We start from the raw sequence: 12,453 nt of genomic DNA, 5'->3' as shown, positions 1-12,453 counted from the left end.
CATGAGTGACGATAAACCGACAATCCTATGGCTGCGGCGCGATTTGCGTCTCGCGGATCATCCCGCACTTGTTGCGGCCTGCAAGAATGGTGGGCCGGTTATTCCGGTTTTCATCCATGACGAGAGCGTTGCCACCCTTGGCGCCGCGCCGAAATGGCGGCTTGGCCTGTCACTGGCGGAAATGGGCCGCGCGCTTGAGGGCAAGGGCAGCCGACTTATCATGCGCATGGGCGATCCGCTTGACGTGCTGCGCGCGCTTGTGGCGGAAACCGGGGCAGGGGCCGTGCATTGGTCGCGGCTCTATGATCCGCAGTCGATCGAGCGCGACAAGCGGGTCAAATCCGCCCTGCGCGACGAGGGTGTCGATGCCCAGAGCCATGCCGGCCACCTGATGTTCGAGCCCTGGACAGTCGAGACCAAGACCGGCGGCTATTACAAGGTCTACAGCCCGATGTGGCGCGCCGTGAAGGACCGCGAGGTTGCAGCCCCGCTCGCGGCGCCCGCGACGATCCCCACCCCTAATAATTGGCCCGAAAGCGATGCGCTTGAGGATTGGAAGATGTCGGCGGCAATGCGGCGCGGGGCGGCGGTTTGTGCGCCTTATCAACGGGTTGGTGAAGCGGCGGCGATGGAGCGGTTGCACGAGTTCACCGGCGGTGCGATCACTGACTACAGGGATGATCGCAACCTTCCGGGTGTGGATGGCACATCGTGCTTGTCGGAAAACCTCGCCCTTGGCGAGATTTCACCGCGCCAATGCTGGCACGCGGGTCAACGCGCGCTGCACGAGGGTGCCAAGGGCGCCGAAACCTGGCTCAAGGAGTTGGTCTGGCGCGAGTTTGCCTATCACCTGATGTATCACACGCCGCATATTCTGAACGACAACTGGCGCCGCGAATGGTCGGCCTTCCCGTGGAACGAGGATGGCGAGGCGCCGGATGTTCTGGCCTGGAAACAGGGGCGCACCGGCGTGCCCTTTGTCGATGCCGCCATGCGTGAGATGTATGTCACCGGGCGCATGCACAACCGTGCGCGGATGATCGTGGCGAGTTACCTGACCAAGCACCTGATGACCCATTGGCGCGTCGGGCTTGACTGGTTCGCCGAGTGCCTGACCGATTGGGATATCGCCGCCAACGCCATGGGCTGGCAGTGGGCGGCGGGCTGTGGCCCGGATGCGGCGCCCTATTTCCGGGTGTTCAACCCCGAGACCCAGCTTGATAAGTTCGACGCCAAACGGGTCTATACCGACCGCTGGATCGCCGAAGGACAGGCTGAGCCCTCAGACACGGCGCTGTCTTATTTCGCGGCGGTGCCGAAACGCTGGGGCCTTGATCCGCAGGATAAATACCCCACGCCGCTGGTCGATCTGGCCGAGGGGCGCAAGCGCGCCCTAGAGGCCTATAGCGGCCGGGACTTCTGAAAATAATGAAAAATATTGATCAAACGGGGCCTGACGCCCTAGCTTATGCACAAGACACACTGGGGACACAGCGCATGATCCTGACCGACACCAACGGCCAGAAAGACCTGCCGCGCTATTTTGCACAGGTCTTCGAGCTGACCAAAAAGATCAACGCCGGGCGGCTTGATTATGTGTTGCCCGATGGCCGGGTGTTTCGCGCCGAGGGGCACAAGCCCGGCCCGGTGGCCGAGGTGGTGGTGAAAAACCCCGACTGCTTTGAGCGCCTCATTCGCGAGGGCGACCTTGGGTTTTCGGATGCCTATCTTGATGGCTGGTGGGACACGCCCGATCTTCAGGCGCTGATGGATTTCGTGCATACCGATAACGACGTGATCTATGACGGATTTCCCGGCATGTCGCTTGTGCGCGCCTATGAGCGGCTGCGCCATTTCCTCAAGGGCAATTCCAAGCGTCAGGCAAAAAAGAACATCAGCCACCACTATGACCTTGGCAATGATTTCTATCGGCTCTGGCTTGATGAAACCATGACCTATTCCAGTGCGCTGTTTGAAACCGGGCAGGAAAGCCTTGAGCGCGCCCAGATCGCGAAATACGCCAGCATGGTCGATCAGATGGGGGTAAAGCCCGGTGATCACGTGCTTGAAATCGGCTGTGGCTGGGGCGGGTTTGCCGAATATGCGGCGCGCGAGCGTGGCTTGCGCGTGACCGGCCTGACCATCAGCCGCGAACAGCTTGCCTATGCCCGGGATCGGATTGCCAAGGCCAACCTGTCGGATATGGTTGACCTCAAGCTTCAGGATTACCGCGACGAGCGCGGCACGTATGACGGCATCGCCAGCATCGAGATGTTCGAGGCGGTGGGCGAAAAATACTGGCCGTCCTATTTCGAGACTGTGCGCGAGCGCCTGCGCCCCGGCGCCATGGCCACGCTTCAGGTGATCACCGTAGAGGATCGCCGTTGGGAGGCCTATCGCAAGGGTGTCGATTTCATCCAGAAATACATCTTTCCCGGTGGCATGCTGCCAAGCCCGAGCGTGCTGCGCGCCGAGGCGGAAAAGGCGGGGCTTGTTGTGGCGCGCTCGATCGAATTTGGCCAAAGCTATGATCAGACGCTGCGCCGCTGGCATGAAACCTTCAACGCGAAATGGGATCAGATCGCGGCCATGGGCTTTGATGACCGGTTCCGGCGGATGTGGAATTTTTATCTCACCTCTTGTGCCTCGACCTTTCACGTGGGTAACTGTGACGTGACACAAATCACGATCACAAGGCCAAGGTGAATGCCCGTAACAGATAAAATGCCGACTGCGGCCAAGATGGTTGCAGCCATCGGGCTTGGAGCCCTGGGGTGGATCGCCTCTGAGGTGTTCCGCCCGCTGATGCCGCCCGAGACGAATTTCGGGATCTTCAACGAGGTCAATGTCGTGCTTGGCCTGCTGTGCGGCTGGTTCGTGACCGGCACGCGCCTTGGCAGAGGCTACGCCGAAGGTTTTAGCGCGGGGTTGACCGGAGTTGGGGCCATGGTGTTCTGGGCCTTGTTTCTGCAAAGCTTCAACGAGATGCTGCGCCGCGCACTTGATAATCGCTATGACGGGCCCGTTGAAGGGGTGACGGCGATCATGGAGCTTGGCGTGGAATATGGCACCTACATGCTCAACGGGCCGCTGATCGGGCTGTTGCTGACCGGAGCTGTGCTTGTCGGCCTGATTGGCGAATGGGTATCGCACCGTTGGTAATAAGCGGGCCGCTGTTCCTTTATGGGCCACTGGGTTGGGATTGCCTTTTGCGCGCTGTGCTTGGGCAGGACGGGCTTGACCTGACCCGCACCGCCTATCTTTCAGAGCACGAGGTGACGAGCGAGGTCGGCACGCCGTTGATGGCGGGGCTTTGCCCTGGCGCGGGGCGGGTCGAGGGCTGGCTTGTCAGCGATAGCGAGGCGGTGGCGCGGCTTGCCTATCTGGCCGAGGTGTTTGGCATGGGCGCGCCGACGCCGGTGTCTCTTGATCTTGCAGGCATGACTGTCGAGGCGCTGACCTTTCCCGGTCACCCCGGATCAGAGCCCTGGCATCAGGGGGCGTGGGCCAACCGCTGGGGCGATCTTAGCTTGATGGCGGTGGCGGAAATATCTGCGCTTGCGGCGCGGGTGCCCGCCGTTGATCTTGCCGAGCGCCTGCAAATGATCCTGTCGCGCGCCGCGGCGCGCCTGGCCGCCCGATCTGTCGTTCCCAGCGATCTGCGCAGCCCGACAGAGGCGGGGCAGGTCGATGAAATCACCTGTGATATTTCGCACGCCGGGTATTTCCTGAGCCGCAATTATACCCTGCGCCACCCTCGGTTTGACGCCACCATGAGCGCGCCGATGTGCCGCGAGGTGTTTGTTGCCACCGATGCCGCGCTTGTGCTGCCGTATGATCCGGTGACCGACAGGGTGTTGCTTGTCGAACAGTTCCGGATGGGGCCTTATGGGCGCGGTGACGCGCGCCCCTGGATACTTGAGCCTGTCGCGGGGCGGATGGATGCGGGCGAAACCGCCGAACAGACCGCACGGCGTGAATGCCTTGAAGAAGCCGGGCTTGAGCTGCGCAGGCTTGAGGCGATTTCAAGCCACTATTGCACCCCCGGCTATTCGACAGAATATTTCCACCTGTTTCTCGGCCTGTGCGATCTGCCCGAGGAAACCGTGGGGCAGGGCGGTCTGGCCAGCGAGCAAGAGGATATTCGCACCCATATCATCGGATATGACCGTGCAATCGCCCTTTTGAACAGCGGCGAGGCCAACAATGGCCCCCTGATCCTGTGCCTGATGTGGCTGCAGCGGGAACGCGCGCGCCTGCGTGCATCCGCTTGAGTTTCGGGGCCTGACGGCCTAAGTGTGAACAGCAATTTGATAACAGGAGCACGGGTGATGCGCATTGCAAAGGATCTGGCCTCGGCCGTAGGGAATACGCCGCTTATTCGGCTTCGGCGTGCCAGCGAAGAGACCGGCTGTGAAATCCTCGGCAAATGCGAATTTCTCAATCCGGGCCAGTCGGTCAAGGATCGCGCGGCGCTGTTCATTATCCGCGACGCGATCGCGCGCGGTTACCTCAAGCCAGGCGGCACGATTGTCGAAGGCACGGCCGGCAATACAGGCATTGGTCTGGCCCTTGTCGGGGCCTCGCTTGGGTTCAAGACGGTGATCGTGATCCCCGAGACCCAAAGTCAGGAAAAGAAGGACATGCTCCGCCTTGCCGGGGCTGACCTGGTTCAGGTCCCTGCGGCGCCCTATTCAAATCCGAACAATTTCGTTCGATATTCAGAGAGATTGGCAAGCGAACTTGCCAAAACCGAACCTAATGGCGCGATCTGGGCCAATCAGTTCGACAACACCGCCAACCGCCAGTCGCATATCGAAACCACCGGCCCCGAAATCTGGGAACAGACCGGCGGCAAGGTCGATGGCTTTATCTGCGCGGTCGGCTCGGGCGGCACATTGGCGGGCGTCGGCATGGCGCTTCAGCCCAAGGGCGTGAAAATCGGCATCGCCGATCCGATGGGGGCCAAGCTTTATTCCTATTACACCACCGGCGAGCTGGCCTCGGAGGGCGGCTCGATTGCCGAGGGCATCGGTCAGGTGCGCATCACCAAGAACCTCGAAGGCTTTACCCCCGATTTCGCCTGTCAGGTGCCTGATCAAGAGGCGCTTCCGGTCGTGTTTGACCTGCTGGAACATGAAGGCCTTTGCCTGGGTGCCTCGAGCGGCGTGAACGTGGCGGGCGCAATGCGCATGGCGCGCGAGATGGGGCCGGGCCATACCATCGTGACCATCCTGTGCGATTACGGCACGCGCTATCAGTCCAAGCTTTTCAATCCCGAATTCCTGCATGCCAACAACCTGCCGGCCCCGGCCTGGCTTGATCATGCACCGCGCTCGATCCCCGGAGTATTCGCCGAGTGAGACAACTTTTACGATCGTTTTGCCTGATCCTTGCGCTGTGCCTTGCCAACCTGCCCCTCACTGGGGTCGGGCAAATGGCCCATGCCCAGCAAACCATCGAAGGGCCGGATTACGCGGCCTGGGAAGACACCGCGACGCGGGTTGAAAACGCGATTGAAAGCGGTGGGGTCAGCACCGCAGTCCTTGAGGATTTGCGCCGCGAGTTGACCCAATGGCGCGAGCAGTTCGTCAATGCACTGGGCGCGAATTCGACCACGATCAAAACCGTCCAGGATCAGCTTGACGCGATTGGTCCACCGCCCGAAACCGGTGCTGAGGTCGAGGATATTTCCGCGCAGCGCGACGAGCTCAACCGCCGTCTTGCGCGGCTTCAGGCGCCGATACGCACCGCCGAATTGGCCCGCAGTCGCGCCGACGGCCTAATCCAGGGCATCGACGAGATCATTCGCAACCGCCAGACCGCAGAGCTTTTGCGGCTTGGCCCGTCCCCGATGAACCCGCTGCATTGGTCCGAAGGGGTGAAGGTGCTCTACGAGCTTGCCGAAACCGTTCAGCGCGAGGTGACGGGCGATTGGGAATCCCCGGTCGGGCGCACGGTGTTCAACGACAATCTGCCGGTCGTCCTGGCCTGGCTTCTTGCGGGGCTGGTCCTGATTGCACGGGGGCGGCGCTGGTCCCGGCGGCTGATGCGCCACCTGACCAAGGAAGAGATGAGCGCCGGGCGCTGGATGGCGACCTTTCTGATTTCGCTTGGCGAATGGCTTTTGCCCTATGCGGGGGTTTACGCACTTGTGAAGGCGTTTTCGGCCACGGCCCTGTTTGGCACGCGCGGCACGCTTATCCTTGATACGATCCTGCCGGCGGCGTTCATTTTCCTACTTGCGCGGTGGCTTGCCCTGCAAATCTTCCCGCGCAACGAAAAGCGCGTGCCGCTGCTCAATCTCGATGACAAATGCCGCTATTCGGGGCGTCTTTACGGCGCGTCGATGGGGCTTGTGATCGCGGCCTTCTATTTCCTGCGCACTATCGCCGAGCAAAGCAGCTGGAGCGAGGAAGCCACCAACGTGGTGCTGTTCCCGGTTCTGGTGCTGGCGGGGCTGTTGCTGTTCCGGCTGGCCAAGCTGTTGCTGATGCACAGCCGCGCGGCCGGTGGCGATAGTGATGCCGAGGAAACCTTCCGCGACCGGCTTGCGCAGCTTTTGGCGCGCGCGCTCATGCTGTTGGCCATTCTGGCGCCGGTGCTGGCCGCCGTGGGCTATCTCATGGCGGCGCAGGCGATGATGTTGCCGGCCTTGCTGTCGCTTATGCTTTCGGCGGCGCTTTTGGTGCTTCAACGGGTGGTGACCGAGGTTTACGTCATGCTGAGCGGCAACCGCGAGGGGGCCGATGATGCGCTGATGCCGGTTCTGGCGGGCTTTGTCCTTGTGATCCTGTCGCTGCCGCTCTTTGCTCTGATCTGGGGCGCGCGACCGGCGCAACTCACCGAGATATGGGTGCGCTTTACCGAGGGTGTGACCGTCGGCGGTACAACGATTTCACCGTCGATCTTCCTGACGCTGGCGGTTGTGTTCATGCTCGGCTACGTGCTGACGCGGCTGGTGCAGGGGACGCTCAAGAACACCGTTCTGCCAAAGACCAAGCTTGATGCCGGCGGGCGCAATGCCATCGTTTCGGGGGTCGGCTATGTCGGGATTTTCCTCGCGGCGCTTGTGTCGATCACCAGCGCGGGCATCGACCTTAGCTCGCTTGCCATCGTCGCCGGTGCGCTGTCGGTCGGGATTGGTTTTGGCCTTCAGAATATCGTGTCGAATTTTGTGTCCGGCATCATCCTTCTGATCGAGCGGCCGATTTCCGAAGGCGACTGGATCGAGGTTGGCGGCAAGCACGGCTATGTGCGAAGCATCAGCGTGCGTTCGACCCGGATCGAGACCTTTGACCGCACCGATGTGATCGTGCCGAACGCGGATTTCGTCAGCGGCACGGTTACCAACTATACCCGTGGCAATACGGTGGGCCGGGTGATCGTGCCGGTCGGCGTCGCCTATGGCAGCGATACCCGCCAGATCGAGACCATCCTGCGCGAGATTGCCGAGGCGCACCCGATGGTTCTTGCGGTGCCGCCGCCCAATGTCGTGTTCCGCGGCTTTGGCGCCAGTTCGCTTGATTTCGAAATCCGCGCCATCCTGCGCGATGTGAACTGGGTGATGTCGGTTCACTCCGATATGAACCACGAAATCGCGCGCCGCTTTGTCGAAGAGGGAATCGAAATTCCCTTCCCGCAACAGGATGTCTGGTTCCGAAATGGCGAGTCCCTGTCGGGCAAACCGGCCCCTGCGCAAGAGGCCCCGCCAAGCGACGCGACACCGCCGCCGTCAAGCGCGCCTGTACAAAAGACCGAGGCCGATTATGACGCCGAGGGCGGCGATGGAGACGGGCGATGACCGAGCTGTTGTTTCGCGACGATCCCTACCTGACCGAGGCAACCGCCAAGGTGCTCGCTCACACGCAGGAGGGCGGCGTTGTTCTGGATCGGACGCTGTTTTACGCCACCGCCGGTGGCCAGCCCGGCGATAGCGGGCGCCTCACGTGGGACCGGCGCAGCCTGCCGATTGCCACGGCCGTCAAAGCAGAGGGTGACAAGATCGCTCTGGTGCCTTCTGAGCCGGTCGCGCTGCCGCCGGTCGGGGCCATCGTGGTGCAAAATCTCGACTGGTCCCGGCGCCATAGGCTGATGCGGATGCACACCGCGCTGCATCTGTTGTCGGTGATCATTCCGCTGCCTGTCACGGGCGGTGCGATTGCCGAGGAGCGAAGCCGTCTCGATTTCGACATGCCCGAGGCCCCCGAGGATCGCGACACCCTGCAAGAGCATCTCAACCTTTTGGTGGATCGTGATTTGCCGGTCACGGATGAATGGATCACCGATGATGCCCTGCGCGCCAATCCCGGTCTTGTGAAAACCATGTCGGCGATGCCGCCGCTTGGCTCGGGTCATGTGCGCCTTGTGCGGATCGGGCAGGGGCGCGATCAGGTCGATCTGCAACCCTGCGGTGGCACCCATGTGGCGCGCACCGGCGAAATCGGCCGCCTGCGGCTTGGCAAGGTCGAAAACAAGGGCCGTCAGAACCGCCGGGTCTATCTTCACCTCGACAGTTAAGCGGCACTCTGATCGCGCGTGTCCGGCCCGCGCGGTTCAAGATCCTGCGCGGTTTCCGGCAGACCTTCGCGCGACAACAGGATGGCAACCCGGCGCAGGCCGGGCACATGGCTGCACACGATCATCAGCGCCACCATGATCGGCACCGACAGGAACATCCCCGGAATGCCCCAGACCGCGGCCCAGAACGCCAGGCTGATGATGATCCCGAAGGACGAAAGCCGCAAGGCGCGCCCCATCAGCATCGGGTCGATGACATTGCCGTTCATGAACTGAATGCCGCCCACAAGTGCGAAAATCACCAGCGCCAGCGTGCCATCGGCAAGCTGTACATAGGCCACCAGCGCCACAAGCACCGTCGCCACGATCGAGCCGACATTGGGAATATAGTTGAGCACGAAGGCCAGAATCCCAAGCGGCCCGGCAAGATCGAGCCCGAAGAACAGCGCCACGCCGTAAACCATCCCGCCGGTCACCGCGCTGACGGCGGTCTTGACCAGAAGATAGTAATTGACCCGGTGAATGATCGAGCCGACGATCTTGCGGACCTTTTGGGCCTGTTCGGCATCGCCAAAGAAGTTTTCAAGCTTGGTGTTGAAGCGAATCCTCTCGGCAAAGAGAAAGCCCACGAAAAGGATCACGAGAACCGTGCCCTGCATCAGGTTGCTTGCCTGACCGGCTAGGGCACGCAGATAGCCCGCCACATCCAGCGTCGACAGCGAATTGAGCACCGATTGTTCGGCGTCGGGGCCAAGCCAGGCCACCATCGCCGCAATCGCCTGGGGCGCGCGGTCGGTATAGGCCAGCGTCGTCGAGAGCACCGTGTTGACCTGGGACAGGATGATCGCCGAGAGCGACAAAAGCGCCATCGAGATCATGAACAGGGCCACCACACTCGCCAGCCAGTTGGGAATGCGGAACGGTCCGACCCGCACCCGCGCGATCGAGCTGATGGCGTCCGATGTCAGGCTGAACAGCATGATCGCCGTGGCCAGCGAAATCAGCAGAAACCGCGCCTGCACCAACAGGAACAGGACCACCGCAAAGGCAATGATGAGCTGCGAAATGGTCCTGATGCGTTGCAGGTCTGACGTCGGAAGGCGTGGAATGGGAGCCGGGTTTTCACTTTGGGGCACGGGACCACCTGTATTGATGTGGTATTTACGGAAATTTTCGCGATATCAGGCTGATTATTCAGAATTTTCACGAAAGTTACAATCACTAGCGCACAGAACACACAGACCCCCTTGCAAATCCTATGCCCTAGCGTCTAGAAACCGCGCAACGGAGCGGTGGCCGAGTGGTCGAAGGCGCACGCCTGGAAAGTGTGTAGGCGGGAGACCGTCTCCAGGGTTCGAATCCCTGTCGCTCCGCCAATATACCTTTTATACTGATGTCACCGGATCGCCCTCAGCGACACTTTTGCCCTATTTTAATGACGATAGTGGCATTTACTCTTTGTATTGGCTTTCTTTCGATTGCGTCTGTATTCTTACCTTGAGTGGTATGGAGTGTGGTACTTAGGATGGCCCTGACTGGAAAACTGACAAAGCGGTTGGTTGAGAATCTCGGCCCCGGTCGGCATGGCGACGGCAATGGGCTTTATCTGGTTGTGGACCCGTCGGGCGCCCGGCGCTGGATCGTGCGCGTCGTGGTCAAAGGTCAGAAGAACAAGAAAGGCGCTCCCCTGAGAACTGATTTCGGTTTGGGTGGGGCTGATATTGTCACGCTGAATCAGGCACGCGAACGGGCGCTGGAATATCGGCGCATGGCCAAGCAAGGATTGAACCCGCGATTTAATGCCGCTCGCGAAATCCCGACATTTGAAGAAATCGCCCAACAGGTTCACATTGACCGGATGCCAACTTGGAAAAATGCCAAGCACGGGGCGCAATGGATCAACACCTTGCGCGACTATGCGTTTCTCAAAATGGGGCGGATGCCCGTTGATAGCATTGGTCAGCCTGAGGTGCTGATGTGCCTGTCCCCGATCTGGACCGAAAAGCACGAAACCGCCCGGCGGCTGGCGCAACGTATCAAGATCGTGCTGGACGTGGCCAAGTCGAAAGGGTTTCGATCTGGCGAAAATCCGGTGACTGCAATCAAGGAAGCTCAGGTCTTGCCAAAGGTGAAGGCCAAACCAAAGCACCACAAGGCGATGCGGTGGCAGGATGTGCCAGCCTTCTATGCCGGTCTGAAATCCCGCAATGCAATGGCCGCAAAGGCTCTGATGTTTACCTGTCTAACGGGATCACGCACGGGCGAGGTACTGGGCGTGCGATGGGACGAGATCGACGCCGAGGCGCGGTTGTGGACTTGTCCCGCCGTCCGAATGAAGACAGGAGTGGATCACCGGGTGCCGCTGACGGATGAAATGCTGTCAATCATCGAGCCGCTGCGCGCCATGCAATCGGACTATGTGTTTGAAGGCCAGAAACGGCACAAGCCGCTGTCGAACATGTCGATGCTGATGCTGTTGCGCCGCATGCAGGTCGAGGGCGTCACGGTGCATGGCTTCCGGTCCACATTCCGTGATTGGGCGTCTGAGGTGGCCAATGCGCCTCGTGAGGTTGCAGAAATGAGTTTAGCGCATACAGTTGGAACGAACGTCGAGCGGGCTTATGCGCGCTCTGACTTGCTGGAAAAACGAAGATCGCTGATGAATGACTGGTCGGCTTTTGTGACCAACCCGCGCGCGCCACAAATCAAGGTGATTGCATGAGATATGACCCGAAAGCGGACAGGGTTGCCCCAAGCACCTATGATCATAATGGGCCGATAAATTATGAACATCTCAAAGCAGTGATTTCTGCCAGTGGCCCGTTCATGCTTCAGTATCCTGAATGGTCCTTGAACGTCGTGGTCAACATCACTCCGTGCCAAAAGGAGGGATGCGAGTGCAACGAGGATGCGATTTCAATCACGCAATCCAGCGGTTTTACATCGCTATCGACCTTGATCGGACGAGAGCAACTTGAAGAGTTCAGAAGCTTGACGGAGCTTGCTCGAACCTATCTTCACAACCCCGAAATGTTGTTCAACCCAAGTGCAGAGCAACAGTATCTCGAAGGTGAGGTGCGCAAGCATCTTGGGATCGACCCAAGCGTATTCTACGAAAATGGGCCGCCACTGGGCGGGCTCAGGGCAACGCTCAGCGATGAGTGTCAAAAGGACTCTTGGCGGGCCCATAATCTCAAATCCATCTTTTTTCTTTTGGGTGAGCATCGCAGGATGATTCAGAGCGCGTTGACCTTGGATAACCGTGCCGCGATGCATGACATCTTCCAAACTCCGAACGACTTCGTCGATCTGTTGGATAATCACTATACGATTGGTTTCCTAACAGGGCGGCTGATCAGCGAGCATTTTGTACGATATGAAATCGAGCCATACGCGAAGCTGGGGCAGGCTTTTGAGGACGCGCAAAATCGCCGAAATGCGGCAAGTGGAAAGAGTTCCACGAGCAAAAGAAGCCAGCGCATCGAGGCCATGCTTACGCATATGGAAAGGCTTGTTGCTGCCAATTCAGCCCTACGCCGAACTGGAATTCAGGTGTTGGCTGATCTTGCAATAGAAGATGCCATCAGCGAGGACAGTCAGCTTTGGTCCCAAGGACAGGGCCAGCGGGACGAGTATCTCGACGAGATGAGAAGCGATATTAAGTATCAGGAAAGGTTCAATGCTCTGCGAAAAAGGGTGATGTGAGTTGGTGCGCTGCGCGCAAACCGCTCAAGCGGTTTGCGTCTTTTTGCAAAGTGCTTTGGCCGTTGCCCTCAAATTCTGAATACGCTTAAGGCCCCGTTTAAACGAGAGTATCCGAAACTCTGTGTATGATGCTCAGCCCATGCGGTTGAAACGGATCATCTGTTGAACCGTTCTGGGTATATGATAGCGAACTGATTTCGGGCAGCAACCCATTCTCTGACACAGCGC

The 12,453-nt window shown here is 59.9% G+C and carries 10 protein-coding genes and 1 tRNA gene; 10 read left to right on the top strand and 1 reads right to left on the bottom strand.

Going from position 1 to position 12,453, the window contains the following annotated elements; translation table 11 throughout:
* Position 1: 1 nt before the first annotated feature.
* The 7 genes from ROG8370_RS02260 (at position 2) to ROG8370_RS02230 (ending at position 8,520) form a co-directional block, all read left to right on the top strand.
* Complete coding sequence (locus ROG8370_RS02260) at positions 2–1,423, top strand: cryptochrome/photolyase family protein (RefSeq protein WP_085825473.1); 1,422 nt, start codon at positions 2–4, stop codon at positions 1,421–1,423.
* A gap of 74 nt (positions 1,424–1,497) precedes the next feature.
* Positions 1,498–2,706 (top strand): SAM-dependent methyltransferase, encoded by a 1,209-nt coding sequence (locus ROG8370_RS02255; RefSeq protein WP_085825472.1) that lies wholly within the window; start codon positions 1,498–1,500, stop codon positions 2,704–2,706.
* Complete coding sequence (locus ROG8370_RS02250; RefSeq protein WP_085825471.1) at positions 2,707–3,162, top strand: TrgA family protein; 456 nt, start codon at positions 2,707–2,709, stop codon at positions 3,160–3,162.
* Positions 3,141–4,274, top strand: a complete 1,134-nt coding sequence (locus ROG8370_RS02245) for an NUDIX domain-containing protein (protein ID WP_085825470.1) — start codon at positions 3,141–3,143, stop codon at positions 4,272–4,274. Before ROG8370_RS02250 ends, ROG8370_RS02245 begins: the two co-directional genes overlap by 22 nt.
* Before the next feature lie 57 nt (positions 4,275–4,331).
* Entirely contained in the window at positions 4,332–5,363 is a 1,032-nt protein-coding gene (locus ROG8370_RS02240; RefSeq protein ID WP_085825469.1) for a cysteine synthase A, read from the top strand.
* Positions 5,360–7,804, top strand: coding sequence for a DUF3772 domain-containing protein (locus ROG8370_RS02235; RefSeq protein WP_245827151.1), 2,445 nt, complete (start codon positions 5,360–5,362; stop codon positions 7,802–7,804). The genes ROG8370_RS02240 and ROG8370_RS02235 overlap by 4 nt, the downstream gene beginning before the upstream one ends.
* Entirely contained in the window at positions 7,801–8,520 is a 720-nt protein-coding gene (locus ROG8370_RS02230; RefSeq protein ID WP_085825467.1) for an alanyl-tRNA editing protein, read from the top strand. The genes ROG8370_RS02235 and ROG8370_RS02230 overlap by 4 nt, the downstream gene beginning before the upstream one ends.
* Here the strand turns inward: ROG8370_RS02230 and ROG8370_RS02225 are convergent.
* Entirely contained in the window at positions 8,517–9,587 is a 1,071-nt protein-coding gene (locus ROG8370_RS02225) for an AI-2E family transporter (protein ID WP_085825613.1), read from the bottom strand. The two genes, ROG8370_RS02230 and ROG8370_RS02225, sit on opposite strands and share 4 nt — an antisense overlap.
* A 219-nt stretch (positions 9,588–9,806) precedes the next feature.
* Here ROG8370_RS02225 and ROG8370_RS02220 point away from each other — a divergent pair.
* The 3 genes from ROG8370_RS02220 (at position 9,807) to ROG8370_RS02210 (ending at position 12,225) form a co-directional block, all read left to right on the top strand.
* Positions 9,807–9,896: transfer RNA gene (locus tag ROG8370_RS02220), tRNA-Ser, on the top strand.
* 149 nt (positions 9,897–10,045) lie between these two features.
* Complete coding sequence (locus tag ROG8370_RS02215; protein ID WP_085825466.1) at positions 10,046–11,242, top strand: tyrosine-type recombinase/integrase; 1,197 nt, start codon at positions 10,046–10,048, stop codon at positions 11,240–11,242.
* Positions 11,239–12,225 carry a hypothetical protein gene (locus ROG8370_RS02210; protein WP_085825465.1) on the top strand — a complete coding sequence of 329 codons (987 nt, stop codon included), beginning with the start codon at positions 11,239–11,241 and terminating at the stop codon, positions 12,223–12,225. The genes ROG8370_RS02215 and ROG8370_RS02210 overlap by 4 nt, the downstream gene beginning before the upstream one ends.
* Positions 12,226–12,453 lie beyond the last annotated feature (228 nt).

Source organism: Roseovarius gaetbuli, assembly GCF_900172365.1.
Taxonomy (GTDB): Bacteria; Pseudomonadota; Alphaproteobacteria; order Rhodobacterales; family Rhodobacteraceae; genus Roseovarius; species Roseovarius gaetbuli.
Note: the sequence above shows the minus strand (reverse complement) of the source record. Positions and strands in the feature narration are given on the sequence as shown.

Excerpts from the sequence above, each read along its gene's own strand:
- ROG8370_RS02260 (WP_085825473.1), top strand. The coding sequence starts at position 2 with ATGAGTGACGATAAACCGACAATCCTATGGCTGCGGCGCGATTTGCGT.
- ROG8370_RS02255 (WP_085825472.1), top strand. The coding sequence starts at position 1,498 with ATGATCCTGACCGACACCAACGGCCAGAAAGACCTGCCGCGCTATTTT.
- ROG8370_RS02250 (WP_085825471.1), top strand. The coding sequence starts at position 2,707 with ATGCCCGTAACAGATAAAATGCCGACTGCGGCCAAGATGGTTGCAGCC.
- ROG8370_RS02245 (WP_085825470.1), top strand. The coding sequence starts at position 3,141 with ATGGGTATCGCACCGTTGGTAATAAGCGGGCCGCTGTTCCTTTATGGG.
- ROG8370_RS02240 (WP_085825469.1), top strand. The coding sequence starts at position 4,332 with ATGCGCATTGCAAAGGATCTGGCCTCGGCCGTAGGGAATACGCCGCTT.
- ROG8370_RS02230 (WP_085825467.1), top strand. The coding sequence starts at position 7,801 with ATGACCGAGCTGTTGTTTCGCGACGATCCCTACCTGACCGAGGCAACC.
- ROG8370_RS02215 (WP_085825466.1), top strand. The coding sequence starts at position 10,046 with ATGGCCCTGACTGGAAAACTGACAAAGCGGTTGGTTGAGAATCTCGGC.
- ROG8370_RS02210 (WP_085825465.1), top strand. The coding sequence starts at position 11,239 with ATGAGATATGACCCGAAAGCGGACAGGGTTGCCCCAAGCACCTATGAT.